The following is a 20,478-nucleotide window of genomic DNA, read 5'->3' on the forward strand; positions in this document are numbered from 1 at the left end:
TGAAATGATGACGAGTTTTTCTGGATATCTGCCCTATGCATTTGCATTGATCATCGCAATTCCTTTTCTGGTTTTGCTGAGACAATTTGTACACTCTTATATCACCCTTAAAAATCAGGAGATCAAGCTGCTTTCTGTAAAATCAAATTCAGAAAATAAGGCGCATTCCTATGAAAGGATGACTCTTTTTCTGGAAAGAATAAAGCCCTCCAATATTATTCAGAAGTTTGATAAGGGACTGGCAGTACACGAGTTTATTTTTCTTACGGAGAAAACCATCAATGAAGAGTTCGAATACAATTCTTCCCAGCAGCTGTATATTACGAAAACTTCATGGAAGAATATCGTGGATTCTAAAAATGCTTTGATAGATTTACTTCACAAAACCTATGACGGCCTTAACGGAAATGCAGATCTTGAAGAATTCAAAACCGTTTTTATCATGAACTATATGGAGGGAGATGATTATATCGCTGCTACCATAGAAGACCTGAGAAGAGAAATTTTAATAATAACTTAAAAAAATAATAGATAAATAATGATTCCAAATTTTAAAGCACATCCATGGCATGGGATTTCAGCAGGAGAAGATGCGCCAAATGTTGTAAACGTATTTGTGGAAATCGTTCCTTCAGATACTATTAAATATGAAGTAGATAAAGAAACCGGTTTTTTAAAGGTAGACAGACCTCAGAAATTCTCTAATATCATTCCCGCTTTATACGGATTTGTTCCAAGAACCTATTGCCACGATGAAGTAATGAAACTGGCTATAGCAGCAGGAGCAGATGATGTGACGGAAGGAGATCATGACCCGCTTGATATCTGTGTATTAAGCTCTCACAACATCCATTCAGGAGGATTACTGATGGAAGCTATTCCAATCGGTGGATTCAAAATGATTGACGGAGGTGAAGCAGATGACAAAATTGTTGCCGTAATGATTGGTGACCACGCATTCGGACATTTCAGAGATATTTCAGAACTTCCGGAAGCAGAAATTAAAAGACTGATGCACTACTTCCTGACGTATAAAAACTTACCGGATGAGCCTGCTAAATGTAGAATTCACGAAGTTTACGGAGCTGAGCATGCTAAAAAAGTAATCAAGGCTTCCCAAACAGATTATGCTGAAAAATTCGGAGGATAATATACCCCGATTTCAATGATATAAAAGGATAGACAGTTTTTGTTTATCCTTTTTTGTTTTTTACAAAGCCCTTTTCTTTCGATTTCCAGGCTTACCAGAAAATGTCCTGATTTCTTGTATGTCATATATCAGCTTTAAACTCTCAAAATTTTTAACGCTTTAGTAACAATTATTTATTATATTTAATTTTCTATTACCAAAAAAATATTAAACTATGGATCTATTTGTGTTAGTACCCATTTTCGGGGTTATTGCCTTGCTTTACACATTTCTTCAAAGTAACTGGGTAAGTAAGCAGAATGCCGGGAATGAAAAAATGAAAACAATCAGCGGACACATCGCTGACGGTGCAATGGCTTTTCTAAAGGCCGAGTACAAGATTTTAACCTATTTTGTTATTGTAGTAGCCATATTGCTGGCTGTAATGGGCTCCAGCAACTCCAATTCTCACTGGAGCATCGGAGTAGCTTTTGCAGTGGGCGCAGTATTTTCTGCACTGGCAGGATTTATCGGAATGAAAATCGCTACCAAAGCGAATGTAAGAACCGCAGAAGCTGCAAAAACCTCACTGTCCAAAGCCCTGAAGGTTTCCTTTACCGGAGGATCCGTAATGGGAATGGGGGTAGCCGGATTGGCTGTTCTTGGTTTAGGTGCGCTTTTTCTGATTATTAAACAGATTTTTGCCCCTGATGCCACAGTAGATTCCCATGAGATGGAAAGAACCATTGAAATTCTTACAGGGTTTTCACTCGGAGCGGAATCTATTGCTCTTTTTGCAAGAGTAGGTGGGGGTATTTACACCAAAGCTGCGGATGTAGGCGCTGACCTTGTAGGAAAGGTAGAAGCAGGAATTCCAGAGGATGATCCCAGAAACCCCGCAACGATTGCTGATAACGTGGGAGATAATGTAGGGGATGTAGCAGGAATGGGCGCCGACCTTTTCGGGTCTTATGTGGCAACTGTACTCGCAACAATGGTTTTAGGACGGGAAACTATGTCTGTTGATTCTTTCGGAGGTTTTGCACCTATCCTTTTGCCGATGCTTATTGCCGGAACAGGAATTATTTTCTCAATGATCGGAACTTTATTCGTAAGAATCAATGACAATGAGGGCTCATCCACTTCCAGTGTACAGAATGCCCTGAACTTGGGGAACTGGGGAAGTATTGTGATCACAGCCATATCTTCTTATTTCCTGGTGACTTATCTTCTTCCTGAAAAAATGACGCTCAGAGGTCATGAATTTACCAAGATGGGGGTTTTCGGAGCGATCATGGTTGGACTTGTCGTGGGTACTTTAATGAGTATTATCACGGAATATTATACCGCAATGGGTAAAAGACCGGTTTCAAGTATTGTGAGACAGTCTTCTACAGGACATGCCACCAATATCATCGGTGGGCTTTCCGTAGGTATGGAATCTACACTGCTTCCTATTATTGTATTGGCAGGCGGTATCTATGGATCTTATTTATGTGCGGGACTTTACGGGGTAGCTATTGCTGCAGCCGGAATGATGGCAACTACTGCCATGCAGCTTGCTATTGATGCTTTCGGGCCTATTGCAGACAACGCGGGAGGGATTGCAGAGATGAGCGAATTACCAAAAGAAGTCCGTGAAAAAACAGACATTCTGGATGCCGTAGGAAACACTACCGCAGCTACCGGAAAAGGTTTTGCGATCGCCTCTGCAGCATTGACTGCACTGGCTTTATTTGCCGCTTTCGTAGGAATTGCCGGGATTGATGGAATTGATATTTACAGGGCCGATGTTCTGGCAGGATTATTCGTGGGAGGAATGATTCCGTTTATCTTCTCTTCACTTGCTATTACAGCCGTAGGACAGGCAGCCATGGCTATGGTGGAAGAGGTAAGAAGACAGTTCCGTGAAATTCCCGGAATCCTTGAAGGAAAAGCACAGCCTGAATACGAAAAATGTGTGGCCATCTCTACAGACGCCTCCATCAGAAAAATGATGCTTCCGGGAGCCATTGCTATCATTTCCCCATTATTGGTTGGATTTATCTTCGGGCCTGAAGTGTTGGGAGGATTCCTGGCAGGTGCCACGGTAAGTGGTGTTCTGATGGGGATGTTCCAGAATAATGCCGGTGGTGCATGGGATAATGCTAAAAAATCATTTGAAAAAGGAGTAGACATCAATGGTCAGACTTATTATAAAGGTTCAGAGCCGCATAAGGCCTCAGTAACCGGTGATACCGTAGGAGATCCGTTTAAAGATACCTCAGGTCCTTCTATGAACATCCTGATTAAGCTGATGTCCATTGTTTCATTGGTTATTGCGCCTACATTGGCAGTATTGCATAAAGATAAAATTGATGCGAACAGAAAAGCCAAGCTGGAGAATCTTACCCGGGTGGCAGGTGTTGGCATGCATACTACAGGAACAGATATTAAGACAACTCTGGTTTCTTCCACAGAAATTAAAGGACACCTTAATGAAAGTGGTGATTTCGTTTATGAAACAGGAAATATTCAGGAAATAAAACTGGATGGTGGAAAAATAATCACCTTAGGAGAAGGAAGCCGTTTGTTCCAGCTGTATAATTCCATAAAACAGAAAGATCAGACCATTATAGATCCTAATAAGTGGTATACTCTGGAAAACCTTTATTTTGAAACGGGATCAAGTGATTTAAAAGCAGGTTCTGAGACACAGCTGAATAACCTTGCTGAAATCCTGAATGCATATCCTGCTTTAAAAGTAAAATTAGGAGGCTATACAGACAATACCGGAAATGAAGAAAGTAATGTGAAGCTTTCCAATCTGAGAGCTCAGACGGCAAAGCTTAAACTTCTGGAACTTGGAATTTCTTCAGACAGGGTAGAGGCTGAAGGCTACGGCTCCCAGCACCCGGTTTGTGAAGCAAATGATACTGATGAATGTAAAGCTAAAAACAGAAGAATAGATGTAAGGGTTCTTGCTCTTTAAAATCAAATAAGAATATTCAAAAGCACCGTTTGTGAAAACGGTGCTTTTTTATTGATATACAGTTATCTGCAAAATAAATGCAATCGCCTGTGAAATCTGAATATTCCGTGGGATGAATTTATTAACCACAAAAGTCACAAAAGTTTTTACAGTTAAGTTATTTGGAGTTGAATAATAAAGTGCATATGAAGTTCACATAAGTTCTTAAAAAATCAAAGATTTATCCTCAATCTTAAAAATCTGCTTTATCAGCCTGATCTGCGAGAGCTTAAAATTTGAACCATTAAGATTTATTTAAGCGTTTTAAGAATATTAAGTTTGAGCCTCACCATAAAGAGTTTGATTTAAAAAAATATGCAAACATCTATTTCATCTGAAATCAGGAGTTAGTAATTTTTAACCACAGAAGTCACGAATTTTCACAGATGCTCATAGATAGTTATGGCGAGCTGAGATATTGAGCTTAAAGGTTTTCCTGAAGGTGTTCCAGAGCCTGTATGATCAGCTCATCTTTTTTAGCGAAACTGAAGCGCACATAATCTGAATTCTGCCGTGAATTATAAAAGGCAGAAAGCGGAAGGCAGGCCGTTTTTTTCTCTACCGTTAACCATTTTGAAAACTCCACATCGGTCATGGTTTTAGAGACATTCCTGAAATTCACAATCTGGAAAACACTTCCTTCAGCTTTTCTGGCAGCTACCAGCGGAGTGGATGCGATCATTTCATTAAATACATCCCTTTTACGCTGCATCACTTGCTTATTTTCTGAAGAATCAAATACTTCAAGATATTTGGCAAGCGCATACTGTGCAGGAGCATTGGCGCTGTAAGAAATATACTGCTGATGACACCTGAATCTGGCGGTCAGGTCTTCCGAAGCCAACAGGTAACTTACTTTCCAGCCGGAAGTATGAAACATTTTACCGAATGAAAAAATACAGAAGGTCCTCTTTTTCAATTCGGGATGGAGAAAAGAGCTGTAGTGTTCAAGTCCGTCGTAGCAATAGGTATCATAAATTTCCTCTGAGATCAGGTAAATTTCCTGATGCTTGATCAGATCATATAACTTATTCCAGTCATTTTGTTTCCAGATGGTTCCGGTAGGATTCTGTGGGGAATTAACAATAATCGCCTTTGTCTTTTCGGAAATACATTTTTGAAATATTTCCCAGTTGATGCTGAAATCATTATCAAGATCATAATACACAGGAGTACCGCCGTTTAATGCCACAGACGGACCATACGTATAATAGGACGGTTGGATGATAATTACTTCATCTCCCTGATTGAGAACAGATTTAAGGGCGGTATGTAAACCAAAAGTTGCACATGGAATAATTGTAACCTCATTTTCTTTCAGTTGAATACTGTTTGCCCGGGCCGTATTAAATCTGATGATGTTCCTGATGAGCAAAGGATTTCCCGCAAGCGGCTCATACTGATGATGTTGATAAGCTGCTGCTTCTATTAAAAATAATTTCAGACGCTGGTCAATATCAAAGTCCGGAAGCCCTAAAGAGAGATCATAGCTGTTATTTTTAGAGGCAAGTTCAGACATTTCCGTAAAAAAGGAGTAATGTGTAAATCCGTAAATTTTTTCCATCTGTGTTGCATATATATCAAATATAAGAAAAATACGTATCCGTTGAAGATTAAATAAAAATTGTTATTTTTAGGCAAATTATTATCATATGAAAAAAATACTTATCCCGTTGTTAGGGTTGGCAGTGGTGGTCAGCTGCGGGACGACAAAGACTTCAGAAGCAGCTTCTGCCCGGGCTTCATCAATGCCAAAAACTGATAAAGCATTTCATTCTGCCTATAAGACCATTAAGGCTGATGAGCTAAAGAAGAACTTGTATGTCATTGCTTCTGATGAAATGGGGGGAAGAGATACGGGAAGTCCCGGACAGAAAAAAGCGGGTGAGTATATGATTAATTATTATAAAAGCCTTGGAATCAATCCTCCGAAGTCATTAGGGTCCTATTATCAGAAGGTCCCTGCCGAATTTATGAATAAAAGAGGCGGAGGAAAGCTTCCTGATTCCGAAAATATCCTTGCTTTTATAGAAGGAAGCGAAAAACCGGAAGAGATAGTGGTAATCTCTGCGCATTACGACCATGTGGGTACCAAAAACGGAGTGGTTTATAATGGAGCTGATGATGACGGAAGCGGAACAGTAGCCGTAATGCAGATCGCTAAAGCTTTTCAGGAAGCTAAAAAGGCTGGGAATGGGCCAAAAAGATCCATTCTTTTCCTTCACGTTACAGGGGAAGAGCATGGTTTATTCGGATCAGATTATTACACCAGCAACCCGGTATTTCCATTAGCGAATACAGTGGTAGACCTTAACATTGATATGATAGGTAGGGATGATGTAGAAAACAGAGGAAAACAGTATGTTTACGTCATTGGTTCCGAAATGCTGAGCTCCCAGCTTAAGGTAATTAACGAAGAGGCTAATAAGAAAACCAATAATTTAGAATTAAATTATAAATATGATGATCCGGCTGATCCGGAACAGCTGTATTACCGTTCAGACCATTATAATTTTGCTAAAAACAATGTTCCGGTAGCATTTTTCTTTGATGGAATTCATGAAGATTATCACAGACCCGGTGACGATCCTGAAAAAATAGATTATCCATTGGTTGAAAAAAGAACACAGCTTGTGTTTGCTACAGCCTGGGAAATTGCTAACAGGGCAGACAGGATTGTGGTAGATAAAAAATAGTATTGTGTGGAGTATCACAGGGACGTAATTTTTCAGTTAAAAAGTTGCGTTTTTGTGAAGATCTGTACTATCAGAATTCAATAGAAACGGGCTTTAGCCCGTTTTTTGGATGAAAACAGAGCATTTGGCTTTAGCCAAAAAATACCTATTGTAAAGAATTGAATAATAAAATGAATACGATAATCCGTGAAGCCAGAGTGGAAGATATCCCACAAATCCAGGCTGTCCGGAACTCCGTGAAGGAAAATACACTCTCAGATCCCGGTTTGGTAACTGATGCAGACTGTGAGGAGTTCTTATATAGAAGAGGAAAGGGCTGGGTCGCAGAAATTGAATCCAGGATTGTCGGGTTTTCAATTGCCGATCTGGAGGAAAATAATATCTGGGCACTTTTTTTACATCTTGATTTTGAGAATCTTGGAATTGGCTGAAAGCTTCACGACCTCATGCTGGATTGGTATTTTGACCAGACACAGGAAGATGTCTGGCTTGGAACGACACCAAAAAAACGAGAGCTGAACGCTTCTACAGAAAAGCCGGCTGGATGGAAACAGGCAGGCATGGAAAGGGAGAAATTAAATTTGAAATGACTTATCATAACTGGAAAAACAGAATATCATGAAACAAAGTGTTAAATCTATCAGACCATTTATTGGGGCCGCAAATTTTGAAATAAGCCGTAATTTTTACAGGGATTTAGGATTTGAAGAAGTAGTTCTTGAACCTAAATTATCCCTCTTTAAAATGCAGGAAACAGGTTTTTATCTTCAGGATTACTATGCAAGGGATTGGGTAGATAATACGATGATCTTTATGGAGGTTGACAATACGGATGAGTTCTGGAAAGAGCTTCAAACTTTAAATCTTACCGAAAAATATGAAGGCGTAAGGCTGACTCCGGTAAGAACAATGGAGTGGGGAAAGGAGTGTTTTGTACATGATCCGTCGGGAATCCTGTGGCATTTCGGTGAGTTTTTTAATTCTAAGAGGAATATATGATCTACGCTTTTGATACGTACTACTATGAGGACTATGCCAATACGGTATGCGTTGCTTTTCAGGACTGGAAATCAGAACAGGAATCTGAGATTTTTACTGAAAAAACAGAGGTCTCTTCAGAGTATGAGAGTGGTGCTTTTTATAAAAGAGAATTGCCCTGCATTATAAGCCTCCTGAGGAAAATCGAATTAAAAGAAGGAGATATTATCATCGTAGACGGTTATGTTACCCTTGATAATGATGGAAAGATTGGCCTGGGCGGTTATCTTTACAAGGCTTTGGGCGAAAAATATGCCATCGTAGGTATTGCAAAAAACGAATTTGCATCGCCGGATTTTCAAAGAAGAAGTGTTTTGAGAGGAGAGAGTAAAACCCCGTTATTTCTGACTGCAAAAGGGGTGGACGTAGATGAAATCCTGCCGGAAGTGGAGCAGATGCATGGTGCTTACCGCATACCGGCTTTGCTAAAAAAACTGGATCAGCTCTCCAGGGCTTGATTAAATTCATGGTCGATGAAAACACTACATGTTTATATTCTGATTACATCATTGGTGTATCTGATGATGTAGGCTATAGTTCAATATGACTTTTTTTTCTATATCACCCCAATGATATTCTTTGTTTTATCCTTTAATTTTTATTATATCATCAAATTCTCAGAACATCAAATTTTCCATTTATTTGTTAATGCTTTGTTGCTTATTGCAGACGCTTATTTTGCTGTTATGACTATCATATTGAGGGTTGACTGGAATTTTATTTAATAGCAGGTCTTACTTTATTTCCCTGATTTTTAAATTATTCTGCAAAAGGTGATAAATATCATTCGTTTCTTATTTTTATTAATTCTAAATAAATATAAATTTGTCTCAAGAAAATTAAGAAATCAATGAAGAAATTATCTACTCTTTCAGCCATGGTGCTTTATATGATGATGAATGCACAATACTGCAGTCCGTCATTTGAATATGGAGCAGATAGCAATATGATCACGAATGTAAGTCTGGGATCCATCAATAATCCATCAACTGCTCAAACCGGAAGCGCAGGAATTTATGAAGATTTCACTTCCCAGTCTACGGACGTACTGGCTGGAACTACTTACCAGATCTCTGTAAAAGGTCCGTCCAGTACTTTTCCCAGTGATGTTGTAGTTTTCATTGATTTTAACAGGAACGGTAATTTCGATGACGCAGGAGAAAGTTTTTATATTGGAAGACTGGCCGCTGCCAACCCTTTGAATGCTTTTACGATAACTAGCAGTATTTCGGTTCCCGCAAATACTCTACCAGGTGCTACAAGAATGAGAGTTCTGAAAAATACCAACGTTGCTGCCTATTCGAATCCAAATGCCGTAAACTCTATTTATACCGCTTGTGATACCGGTTTAAGGGCAGGGCAAACGGAAGATTACACTTTAAATATCCTGGCCGCAAATCTGGCGACATCAGAAGTTTCAAAAAAATCTTCCGGGAAAGTATATCCGAATCCTGCTTCAGGTTCCGTCACTATAAAAACGGAAACCGGACTTGAAAAGTATGAGGTCTACAGCCTTACAGGACAAAAGCTTCTTGAAGGAACTTCCGGCGTTGTCGGTCTGGAAAGTCTTACCTCCGGAACCTATCTGATAAAGATTTTTACCGCTGATAAAAAAACGGTCATAGAAAAGATCATTAAAAAATAAACACTTATCTAATCATATCCATATCAATTTTTGTTTTTTAAACCGGCAGATTTTTCTGTCGGTTTTCCCTTTTAAGAAAGATCAGGATTAAAAAAAATAAGTAAGAAAGGTGTGAGAAATATTTCAAGGCCATAAATCTGTCAAAAAGCAGAATAATAAAACATACCCTTAGTCAGATCAATCTTCGATTGATCCCTTCTTTGTTACCTAAAATAATCAGCATAAAATAAAACTTTGAGTGAAAAAGAATGCAGAAATTCCTAAAGAAAAGGGGTTTTTGATGAGTTTCGGGCTGGCCGTTCCGGCCCAGCCCGAAACTCTACGATTCAGAATCTAAAATTTCCAGCAAATCACTCCTTGAAAGTTTCTGAATTCCGGTTCCATCAGTCTGAAGCAGATTTTGAGCCAGTTCATTCTTCCTTTTCTGAAGGCTTAAAATCTTCTCTTCAACCGTATTCGAACAGATAAGGCGGACTGCAATTACATTTTTGGTCTGCCCGATACGGTAGCTTCGGTCAATCGCCTGATTTTCCGCTGCAGGATTCCACCATGGATCTACCAGATAAATATAGTCTGCCTGCGTAAGGTTAAGACCAACGCCGCCGGCTTTTAAACTGATCAGAAATACACGGACTTCTTCATTTTCCTGGAAATTTTTAACGGCCTTTCCTCTGTTCTTGGTCTGTCCGGTAAGGTATTCAAATGGAATATTTTTATGTTCAAGTTGAGCTTTAAGTAAATCCAGCATCTCAACAAATTGTGAGAACACTAAGATCTTGTGATCTGCAGACTTACTTTGAATCTGTTCCATCAGTATTTCTATTTTCACAGCATGCTCACCGGAATAGCCCTCTTTCAGGAGCAACGGGGAGTTGCAGATCTGTCTGAGCCTTGTCAGTCCGGTCAGAACATGCATACTGTTTTTGTTCAGATCATCGTCATCATTGGCAGCAATAAATTCGCGGAGTTCTTTTTCGTAAGCATCATAGATTTTACGCTGTTCAGCATCCATTTCGCAATAGATGACCATTTCTGTCTTTTCAGGAAGTTCTCTGGCTACCTGCTTTTTTGTTCTCCGGAGGATAAAAGGTTTTATTTTCTGCTGAAGTTCCCGGGCACGCCTCCCGTATTCAAACTTATCAATAGGCACGGCATAAATATCTTTAAAATACTGTTTGCTTCCCAAAAGCCCCGGACATGCAAAAGAAAGCTGGCTGTAAAGATCAAAAGTATTGTTTTCAATGGGCGTTCCTGTAAGGACAATCCTGTTTCTGGATTGCAGCAGGCGGGCGGCCTTATACCTTTCGGAATTTGGATTTTTGATCGTTTGGGACTCATCGAGGAAGATATAATTAAACCGGAAGCTCTTCAGGAAACGGATATCCGAAAGCAGCATTCCGTAGCTGGTAAGAATCACTTCATAGTCAGAAAAATGCTCTGTGCTTTTCAGTCGGTCTGCTCCGTAATGGATCATCACTTTCAAAGAGGGGGCAAACTTACTAATCTCCTCCTGCCAGTTGAATAAAAGGGAAGTAGGAACCACAACTAATTGGGTGGTATGTCCGCGTTTTTCCCGCTGGGAAAGGATGAATGCTATGATCTGAAGTGTTTTTCCCAGTCCCATATCATCAGCGAGGCATCCGCCGAAATTAAAGCCATCCAGAAAATGAAGCCAGTTCAGACCGTCATGCTGATAGTCACGCAGGACAGCATTTAATCCTTCAGGAATACTCACCTCGGGAATATTTTTAACAGATGAAAACTGAAGCGAATAGGAAGAAAGCTCTTCCTGGACTTCCTGGCTCAGAATATCTTTTTCAAACAGGCTGGCTACCTCAGTAAAGTTGATTTTTGGAATTTTAAGATCTTCAGCATCAATTTCCCCGATCCTGAAAAACTCATTTATCCTATCAATCCATTCTTCCGGAAGAAGCCCTGATGTGCCGTCATCCAGCTGTACAAACTTGCTCCTGTTGCGGATTGCCCGGTGAAGCTGCTTAAGAGCAACATCTTTTTGCCCGAAACTTACCTTCAGTTTGGCATTGAACCAATCCAGCCCACTCGTAATCTGTATATTAATTTTTGCTTTGTATGAATTGATCTTCGTGTTTTTCAGCTCGTTAAATCCGAGAATGGTAATGCCTTCATTCCTCCAGGCTTCAAAAGCATCAAGGAACCAGTTGTCATCCAGGAATTTATCCTTATGCAGATAGAAATAATCGTAGCCATCCATTTGCGCATCAAAATCCGGATGTTGTTTCATGATCATTGAAGTGAAACGTGCTTCTTCAGCCTCATTCCTGTCAATTTTAAAAACATTCCCGTTCTGGTCTGTACCAAAAAGCTGTTTTCTGGAATAGACCGGAACTTCCGGCTGCCCGTATTTCATCACCGGAGTTAAAGCAATATAATTGCCCTGCTGCCGGAGATAGATAATCCGTTCGTTGTGTTGATCCTGATCTTCAAGCTGTACTGACGTTGCTTTCTGTATGTAGCTGTAGTTGATATGAATGCGTTCTTCAAGGGAAGAAAGGACATTCTGCATAAAAGCATCATATTTTGAGGCGTGAACGAGCAGGATTTCATGATTGGCCTTAAAAAACTTAATAACCCTAAGCATATCCGGATCATCCACAAAACTGAAAGTATCCCGGCTGTAAACAAAATATTCATTTCTGATCACCAGGTTTTTACAAGGCACAGCAATGTCATTGAATTCCAGCTCACCTGTCACTTCATAAAAAGGCTCTTTTTTAAAGACATTCAACCGTATTTCGGCTTTCAGCACTTCAAGGTTTACAGGAATCAGGGATTTTGCTGAGATAGTTTCCGACAGGTCACGGTCATGGTAATAAGTTTCAATTCCAAGTGGATTCTGTGCGATGAGTCTGAGCGCTTCCAGTTCTGCTGTAGTATAATCCTCATTATAATTGTTCTGAAATGCAGAAACAGCAGTGTAAAACTTAATATGCTGCGGTTCTTCAGCTTTCCAGATCAGCTGCATGGCATCAATGAGATTGACGGGATTTTTGATCTTTCCTGACTGTGTGCTGTCAGCTTCCATCAGTGAAAAATTCAGATGGTTGTAGTAGCGGTGTTTCCCGATAACCAATATTTTTCTTTTCCCACTGTCCTGTAAAGCTAATTCATGGATGATTGACGAGCGTTGGGGAATAAGCTGCTGTTTAAAGACATCTTCGTCAATAGACAGCATTTCCCTGATTTTAGGCTTGACTTCAACTTTATCTTCCAGATATTCTAACTCAAAATAAATATCAAGATCCGGTTCATTTTCAAGGCCATAATTTTTAGCTTTGGCTATAAACAGCTTTTTACGGAGAAACGGATCAAAAAATGTTCTGAATTTCTTTTCCTCCAGAATGCAATGGATAATCTCGGCCTGATGCTCGCAGAGTTTGTCTTTAGGGCTGCTGCAGCTGCAGGTCGTGACCAGAGAAGTCCCGATCTGGCTTACGGAAACCTCCGGATATTCTTTCAGAGGAGACTTTTTGCTGAAAATCCCGTGATAAGTTTCAATGGCCAAGGGAAAAACTTCACGAAAATCCCTGATCTCCATGAATGCACTGCCTGATGTATGCTTCAGAAGATCATACACAGAAAGTAAAGGAATATTGGTGTTTTCAAGAATATAAGCGGCCATAAACCTGCGAATTTACGAAAAAGGATGACACATCCGGAGTACCGGTGATGAAGTGAAAATTAAAAATTTGATGAAATATCATGAAAAAGCAATCTTATCATATGCCTTGAATACCAATATTAATATTCATTTATAATTTATCATACGATTAATAAATATTTTATCGTTATTATTGTACAGGATTTGAATTCATGAAAAAAACAAAATGAATTTAAGAAAATTATATATTTTTTTTAATGACAAGCAAGATTATAGGAGCTGGAAATTATATTCCGCCCGAAACTATTACAAATTTATTTTTTGACCAGCATCATTTTATTAATAAAAACGGAGAGTCATTAAAGGAAGCGAATGATATTATTGCCAGAAAACTCAAGGAAATTACTGGTATAGAAGAAAGAAGATATGCATCTGAGCATCAGGTTACTTCAGACCTGGGACTTATTGCGGCGCAGAAAGCCATAGAAAATTCCAAAATAGATCCTGAAACACTGGATTACATCATATTTGCCCATAATTTTGGGGATGTCCGTTTTGGGACTGTTCAGTCAGACACTGTACCAAGTCTTGCTTCAAGGGTAAAGCACCTTTTAAAGATCAAAAATAATTTCTGTGTGGCTTATGATGTCCTGTTCGGTTGTCCGGGCTGGATTGAAGGCGTTATACAGGCCAATGCCTTTATCAAAGCAGGTATTGCAAAACGATGCCTTGTGATTGGTGCAGAGACGCTTTCAAGGGTAGTGGATATTCATGACAGAGACAGTATGATCTATGCAGATGGCGCAGGGGCTGCTATTCTGGAGGCTAGTGAAGATGAGTCTGGCATACAGTCGCATCTGTCTGCTTCTTATACTTTAAACGAGAAAGATTATCTGTTCTTTGGAAAATCATACAATAACGAAAGCTGTCCAGATACCCGGTACATCAAGATGGATGGGCGAAAGATCTACGAATTTGCCCTGATTAACGTTGCAGATGCGATGAAGAAATGCCTGGATTCCAGCGGATATTCCATTGATCAGCTTGATAAAATCATTATCCACCAGGCCAATGAAAAAATGGACGAAGCGATTGTAAAACGTTTTTATCAGCTCTATGACCGTCCGATGCCTGAAAACATCATGCCGATGGTCATTGCTAAATTAGGAAACAGCAGTGTTGCGACCATTCCGTCTCTTCTGACGATGATTTTAGAAGGCGAACTTTCTTCCCATGAAATAATAGAAGGGAACGTGGTTCTGTTCGCATCAGTGGGTGCAGGAATGAATATCAATGCCATCGTTTATAAATTTTAAATGAATATCAGGGAATAAGACCCGTTCTTATTTTATATAGAAAAAGGCTCAGATGATTCTGGGCCTTAATTTTTTGACAGTATTTAAAAAACTACATATCCGTTCACTTCTGTATATCTAAACTCTTAATTGCTGCCTTTATTAAATCTGATTTTACGGTAAGACGTTTCAGTTTTTATAATATTGTCGGGAAGTTTGAAGGTCGAAGAGGGAAGTTATTGAAGTATAAAATAGAATTTTGAAGCATTTTATTAATTCTTTAGAAACGGGTTGATAAAAAAATCCAGGCTAGTATTCATTATTAGCAGCTGGTATTAACTTCCGGCTTCCCCCTCCCGGCTTCCAGCCATTTAATCTTAAATTTCTTATCCCTACTCAGGTTATGTATTTTAATCCGTTTTGGATACATGTTCATCCGTTTTGGCAACTCCGCCCTTTTTTCTAATGCTGACCTTTGTCCTGTTAATTTAAATACAGAAAAAAATGAAAACAATTTTTATAACAGGTGCTTCAACAGGATTAGGAAAAGCAACTGCCCAATTATTTCAAAGCAGAGGATGGAATGTGATTGCCACTATGAGAAATCCCGATGCAGATACGGAACTTTCCGGCCTGGATAATGTAACCCTGCTTCCGTTGGATGTCACCAATCTGGAACAGATAAAATCTACAGTCAATAAAGCTCTTGAGCTTAGCGCTGTAGATGTGGTTTTCAATAATGCAGGCTATGGACTTATCGGTCCTTTGGAAGCTTTGGGCGATGAGCAGATTCTGAAACAGCTGGATACCAATCTTCTGGGCGTAATCCGGGTAACGCAGGCTTTTATTCCTTACTTCAGGGAAAGAAAAAGCGGAATGTTTATTTCTACTACATCAATCGGTGGACTGATTGCATTTCCTTTGGGCTCAACCTATCACGCTACAAAATGGGCACTGGAAGGATGGAGCGAAAGTATGGCCTATGAGCTGAATCCATTCGGAGTGGATATCAAAACGGTTTCTCCGGGAGGAATCAAAACAGATTTTGTAAGCCGTTCCCTGGATGCAGCCACAAGTCCGGCCTACGAAGAAATGACGAATTCATTATTTTCCAAAATGGATGGAATGATGGAAGCAGCATCAGAGCCCATGCAAATTGCTGAAGTGGTGTATGAAGCAGCTACAGACGGTAAGAGACAGTTGAGATATGTGGCAGGAGAAGATGCAAAAGCATTATATGCACAGCGGCTTGAACTGGGAGACGAGATTTTCAGGGAAGAGTTCGGAAAACAGTTTATCTAGGAAAAGCCCGGTGACAAGGTAACAGCAATACAAAATGTTTATGCTGTGCTATAAGCCGAATATTTAATACATTTATATCATGGAAAAGAAAGATAATATACCGCTGAAAATTTCATCCATATCGGAACTGCACAATTTGCTGCAGCTTCCCAAACCACGTCATCCGCTGGTAAGCCTGGTTGATAATACAAAAATGATTGTCAATAAAGAATTTATCAAAAGAAGCTTTCTGATGGATTTTTATAAAATTTCTTACAAATATTCCGAACACGGTAAAATAGGATACGGGCAGGGATATTATGATTTCAATGAAGGCGGAATGATGTTTACATCACCGGGGCAGATTCTTTCTACCGATACCGATGCTGAATACTGCGGCTATACGCTGCTGGTGCATCCGGATTTTTTAAGGACGTATCCTTTGGCTAAAAATATCAGAAAATTCGGATTCTTTTCGTATGATACGAATGAAGCTTTGCATCTTTCTGATCAGGAAAAAACAGTGATTACCGGTCTGCTGGATAATATTAATAATGAATTGAATACCGCTATAGATGAGGTAAGTCAGGATGTCATTGTTTCCTATATTGAAGTCCTGCTGAACTACAGCAACCGCTTTTACAAAAGACAGTTCATTACAAGGAAAGCTGTGAACAATGATCTGCTGTCTAAAATGGAAACAGTACTCGAAGACTATTTTAACCAGCAGCATACCCTCAACAGCGGCATTCCTACAGTGGAATTCCTGGCTTCAGAACTTCATCTGTCTCCTCATTACCTCAGCGATATGCTCAGGAACCTTACCGGGCAGAATGCACAGCAGCACATCCATGAAAAACTGATTGAAAAGGCTAAAGAATACCTTACTGCCACTAGCTTTTCAGTATCGGAAGTGGCCTATGCTTTGGGCTTTGAACACCCGCAGTCATTTAACAAGCTGTTTAAAAAGAAAACAGATAGAACTCCGTTGAGCTACAGACAATCTTTTAATTAAATTAATCTGAGCTCATTATGTTGTCAGGAAGCTGGAAGACCGAGGAGGGAAGTTATTGAAGTCTAAAATAGAACTTTAAGGCAGTTTTATTAAATCTTTAAAACAAGCCTGATCAAATTTCAGGGCCAGTGTTTAATATTAACATGGCAATAACTTCCTGCTTCAGAATTCCTTCTTTTTATAATCCCGAAACTTTACTATATACCCGGCATCATCAGCCGGGTATTTTATTCTGAAGCATTATCCGGATAAATGATAATTCGCGTGATCTGCCGGTATACCTAAATATAGGTAGAAAAAAATACTTTTTTTTAAGTATTGATGCTCAGGTCCCACGCGAATACCTTTGTCATAAAAAACACTCCACATACATCACACTTCACCAAACCTAAAAATAGAAACATGAAAAAGCTTAATTTTCTTTTATCACTTGCCGTAGGCATTATGGCTTATGCCCAGCCTACGGTAACGAGATCCGGCGTGGACAGAATTAATGTTCCGATCACCTTCCGGTCCGGTGACGTAACGGGAACTTCGATTACCGCAGGATCCGCCGGTGCGAATATTACATGGGATTTTTCTACTTATACTGCTGTGAATGTAGTTACAGCGACTACCAATGCGTGCCCGGGACAGACCAACTGCTTCAGGTTTCCTACAGCCAACAGAATTACAAAACCAATTGCAGCCGATACTTATGATTTCAGTATCATGACCGATACGGAAGCTGCCTCCATTGGATCTTATTTTGGTCCGTCCTTGGGAGATGGAACCGTAACGTATACGGATCCTTTAATCAATTTCAAGTTTCCGATCACTTACATGCAGCAGTTTGATGACAATTACCAGTTCAATTCAGTCTCTGCAGCCTCGAGTACCAGTGAGGCAGGGACGCAGTCTTTTAATGCAGATGGTTATGGAACCGTTATTACCCCTACAGGAACCTATAATAATGTGTTAAGGGTAAAAAGAATGAGATCGGCTACCCAAACCGCGCCGGGAATGCCGGCTATGACGTATACCAATGAATCTTATCAGTGGATCAGTCAGGAAGCAGGGACGGTTCTTTCATTTGGAATCAATACAATCACGATCAACGGGACAACCACTGTAAGTAAAGCAATATCCTATCTGGTTCCGGGTGCATTATCCACTTCAGAAACAGATAAAAAGAAGACAGATATTTCTTTATACCCGAATCCAAGTTCAGATATGGTGAATTTGAAATCTGATGAAGAAATTAAAAATATCACCATTACTTCTTTAGACGGAAAAGCCGTTGTAAAAACCGGCAATATGAAGAATATAGATATATCAAAGCTTCCCAGAGGAGTATACATTTTAAAAGGTGAATTAAAAAATGGAAACACAGTTTCGAAAAAAATAATTAAAAACTAACATACTTTTTACTTTTCATAGTAAAAACCGCTTAAACAGCTGAAAGCTCAAAAACAATAGCATGATTGTGGAACTGGATGAAATGAACGGGTCAACATTTCATTGCGGGGACAGTAAGTTTTCAGATCTCATTATATACGCTTTCGGTAAGTGGTTTTTTATAGGAAATGAGTCTCCGGGAATTCCTGGGGGCTCTTCCGTTTAATTGGTCCACACAAATATAAATTGAAAAACAAATGATAATTAAATCTGTAAAAGCAGCTGTTTTGCATAAAAAGAGATTGATTGTCATGATTGCTTTTATAGGGGCACTCCATATGCTGAAGGCCCAGCTGCCTCTTAACAGCAAAGCTTATCACGACAGCCTTTACACAGCATTGAGTATCTCTAAAAATGACAGTATGAAAGCAAGGACAGCTTTCAGGCTTTCTCATTACTGGGCGGTACAAAGAGATTATAAGCAAGCAGAAAAATACCTGGTGCTGGGAAGATCCTGTTTTAAAAGCAACCGTTTTCTATTAGGAATGTATTACAGAACAATAATTACGATATATACGTATAATGACCCGGCCAAAAGCCGAAAAGCCCTTTATAAAACAGACTCCCTTCTTTCTGTATTTAAAACTCCCGATGCTTACACCAACCTGGCAGGAGCATGGTATAGTGAAGCCATCATTGCCCAAAGGGAAAGTGATGAAAAAAAATCCCTTTGGATTATCATTAATAAAGTGATTCCTCTGGCTGAGAAAAGCGGGAACAGTGCTACCTTGGCTACGTTTTACTCACAGGTGGGCATTTTAATGATGAACAGGCAGTTATTTGAAAAAGCAGAAGAGTATTTTACCAAGGTTATTCAGATGAAAAATGTTCTTCCTGCAAAGAAAAATACCCTCGTTCGTGTTTATATTTACTCTGCGGAAAACTTCACTTATGCGAAAGCATTTAAACGGGCCGAAGAAATGCTGAAAGAGGCCCGGAAAATATTAGATAAAAATCCCGGAGCTACAGATCATGCGGATTATTATCTGGCGGAGGGTCGGTATTTTGACGAGACAAAGCAATATCACAAAGCGTTGCTTAGCTATGAGCAGGGAAAAAAATATGCCGTAACAATTCATGATAAAGATCTGGAAAACTGGCTGACGATGAAGAAGGCCGATATTTTTTTTAAAACAAAACAATATCCGGATGCTGAGAAATTGCTCATGAACCTGCTAAAGACCGGATATACCTATAAACTGGATAATGAAAGAAGACTGTACGATAAACTGGCCTATGTTTCCAATGCTTTGGGAAAATATAAAGATGCTTATGAATGGCAGAAAAAATGCAGTGTACTGAGTGATAGTATGTATCAGGCCCAGCTGGATAAGGATATCGTAGCCATAGAAGCCAGGTTTAAGAATTCTGAGAAAGAGAAAACCATCATGCAGCTCCAGGCTTCTAAAAAGCAGGAAGAGCTTAAAAGCAAAAACCAGAAACTGACAAGCTGGATCCTGGGAATAGCCGGGGCAGCACTGCTGATCGGTCTTTTTTTCTTGGTATATTCTTATAAAAGTGCAAAAAAATTATCCGTACAGAAGGAGATCAACCATCAGCAGCGTCTGAATGAAATAGAGCAACAGCATCACCTGAAGCTGGTTAAAGAGATGCTGGATGCGGAAGAACGTGAGCGTCAGCGGATCGGGAGAGACCTTCACGACGGTCTTGGCGGGATGCTTGCCGGAATAAAAATGAATCTTACCCAACAGCAGAAAACAGACTATCATAACCTGAATACAGTGATCAGCAGGCTGGACGAGTCTGTGGTTGAGCTGAGGCGGATCTCCCGGAATATGGTGCCCGAAAGTCTTCTGAAAATCGGACTGGAAACTTCTTTGAGGGATCTCTGTGAACTGCTGGAAAACGAAGAAACGCTGATAACATTTCAAGCCATTGATATTGGCAAAAATATTCCCGATGCTACCCAGATGCACATCTACCGTATCATCCAGGAACTGCTTTCCAATGCAATGCGCCACGGCCAGCCTTCAAATATTATGCTTCAGTGCAGCCAGAACCAGGATATGCTTTACATTACTGTAGAAGATGACGGGAAAGGATTTGATGCTTCCGTTCTCGATAAAAGCCCGGGAATAGGTTTTACAAACATTAAAAACAGGATAGAGTACCTGAAAGGGAACATGGAAATTGTATCGGCTAAAGGAGAGGGAACGGCTGTAAATATCGAACTCAGCATAGGTTCTCACCAGCACGAGATGGAGGCTATTTGATAAAGCAATGATAAATATCTGTGAACCATGTAAATTTGAGTTCCGTAAAGAATTTAAA

At 39.7% G+C, this 20,478-nt stretch carries 16 protein-coding genes; 14 read left to right on the forward strand and 2 right to left on the reverse strand.

Going from position 1 to position 20,478, the window contains the following annotated elements; translation table 11 throughout:
- Positions 1-7: 7 nt before the first annotated feature.
- The 3 genes from B7E04_RS12755 to B7E04_RS12765 all read left to right on the forward strand — a co-directional run bounded on the left by B7E04_RS12755 (position 8) and on the right by B7E04_RS12765 (position 4,100).
- Positions 8-520, forward strand: coding sequence for a DUF7935 family protein (locus B7E04_RS12755; protein ID WP_080779004.1), 513 nt, complete (start codon positions 8-10; stop codon positions 518-520).
- Between the two features lie 18 nt (positions 521-538).
- Positions 539-1,150: an inorganic pyrophosphatase gene (locus tag B7E04_RS12760; protein ID WP_062652189.1), complete on the forward strand. Its 612-nt coding sequence runs from the start codon at positions 539-541 to the stop codon at positions 1,148-1,150.
- A 214-nt stretch (positions 1,151-1,364) separates the two neighbouring features.
- The gene (locus tag B7E04_RS12765; RefSeq protein ID WP_080779005.1) at positions 1,365-4,100 is read left to right on the forward strand and encodes a sodium-translocating pyrophosphatase; all 2,736 of its coding nucleotides are present in this window, start codon (positions 1,365-1,367) and stop codon (positions 4,098-4,100) included.
- A 463-nt stretch (positions 4,101-4,563) separates the two neighbouring features.
- Here B7E04_RS12765 and B7E04_RS12770 read toward each other — a convergent pair whose 3' ends face one another.
- Complete coding sequence (locus B7E04_RS12770; protein WP_080779006.1) at positions 4,564-5,703, reverse strand: aminotransferase class I/II-fold pyridoxal phosphate-dependent enzyme; 1,140 nt, start codon at positions 5,701-5,703, stop codon at positions 4,564-4,566.
- An 88-nt stretch (positions 5,704-5,791) separates the two neighbouring features.
- Here B7E04_RS12770 and B7E04_RS12775 point away from each other — a divergent pair, with 88 nt between their 5' ends.
- The 6 genes from B7E04_RS12775 to B7E04_RS12795 all read left to right on the forward strand — a co-directional run bounded on the left by B7E04_RS12775 (position 5,792) and on the right by B7E04_RS12795 (position 9,518).
- Entirely contained in the window at positions 5,792-6,835 is a 1,044-nt protein-coding gene (locus B7E04_RS12775) for a M28 family metallopeptidase (protein ID WP_080779007.1), read from the forward strand.
- A gap of 170 nt (positions 6,836-7,005) precedes the next feature.
- A complete protein-coding gene (locus B7E04_RS22405; protein ID WP_228439914.1) occupies positions 7,006-7,266 on the forward strand; it encodes a GNAT family N-acetyltransferase in 261 nt (86 codons plus the stop codon).
- A gap of 15 nt (positions 7,267-7,281) precedes the next feature.
- Positions 7,282-7,425 (forward strand): hypothetical protein, encoded by a 144-nt coding sequence (locus B7E04_RS22410; protein WP_228439916.1) that lies wholly within the window; start codon positions 7,282-7,284, stop codon positions 7,423-7,425.
- A gap of 28 nt (positions 7,426-7,453) precedes the next feature.
- Positions 7,454-7,834, forward strand: coding sequence for a VOC family protein (locus tag B7E04_RS12785; RefSeq protein ID WP_080779008.1), 381 nt, complete (start codon positions 7,454-7,456; stop codon positions 7,832-7,834).
- A complete protein-coding gene (locus B7E04_RS12790) occupies positions 7,831-8,331 on the forward strand; it encodes an endonuclease V (protein WP_080779009.1) in 501 nt (166 codons plus the stop codon). The genes B7E04_RS12785 and B7E04_RS12790 overlap by 4 nt, the downstream gene beginning before the upstream one ends.
- A gap of 392 nt (positions 8,332-8,723) precedes the next feature.
- Entirely contained in the window at positions 8,724-9,518 is a 795-nt protein-coding gene (locus tag B7E04_RS12795) for a GEVED domain-containing protein (protein WP_080779010.1), read from the forward strand.
- Positions 9,519-9,837: 319 nt separating this feature from the next.
- Here the strand turns inward: B7E04_RS12795 and B7E04_RS12800 are convergent, their stop codons facing one another.
- Positions 9,838-13,179, reverse strand: coding sequence for an SNF2-related protein (locus B7E04_RS12800; RefSeq protein WP_080779011.1), 3,342 nt, complete (start codon positions 13,177-13,179; stop codon positions 9,838-9,840).
- Between the two features lie 236 nt (positions 13,180-13,415).
- On the opposite strand from B7E04_RS12800, the gene B7E04_RS12805 reads away from it, so the two are divergent.
- From B7E04_RS12805 to B7E04_RS12825, 5 genes are all read left to right on the forward strand, one after another.
- Entirely contained in the window at positions 13,416-14,474 is a 1,059-nt protein-coding gene (locus B7E04_RS12805; RefSeq protein ID WP_080779012.1) for a 3-oxoacyl-ACP synthase III family protein, read from the forward strand.
- Between the two features lie 483 nt (positions 14,475-14,957).
- The gene (locus tag B7E04_RS12810) at positions 14,958-15,755 is read left to right on the forward strand and encodes an SDR family oxidoreductase (protein WP_080779013.1); all 798 of its coding nucleotides are present in this window, start codon (positions 14,958-14,960) and stop codon (positions 15,753-15,755) included.
- A gap of 79 nt (positions 15,756-15,834) precedes the next feature.
- Positions 15,835-16,749: a helix-turn-helix domain-containing protein gene (locus tag B7E04_RS12815; RefSeq protein ID WP_080779014.1), complete on the forward strand. Its 915-nt coding sequence runs from the start codon at positions 15,835-15,837 to the stop codon at positions 16,747-16,749.
- A gap of 402 nt (positions 16,750-17,151) precedes the next feature.
- On the forward strand, positions 17,152-18,147 hold the full coding sequence (locus B7E04_RS12820; protein ID WP_165439440.1) for a T9SS type A sorting domain-containing protein: 996 nt from the start codon (positions 17,152-17,154) through the stop codon (positions 18,145-18,147).
- Positions 18,148-18,383: 236 nt separating this feature from the next.
- On the forward strand, positions 18,384-20,420 hold the full coding sequence (locus B7E04_RS12825; RefSeq protein WP_080779016.1) for a tetratricopeptide repeat-containing sensor histidine kinase: 2,037 nt from the start codon (positions 18,384-18,386) through the stop codon (positions 20,418-20,420).
- Positions 20,421-20,478: the final 58 nt, after the last annotated feature.

Source organism: Chryseobacterium phocaeense (assembly GCF_900169075.1).
Classification (GTDB): domain Bacteria; phylum Bacteroidota; class Bacteroidia; order Flavobacteriales; family Weeksellaceae; genus Chryseobacterium; species Chryseobacterium phocaeense.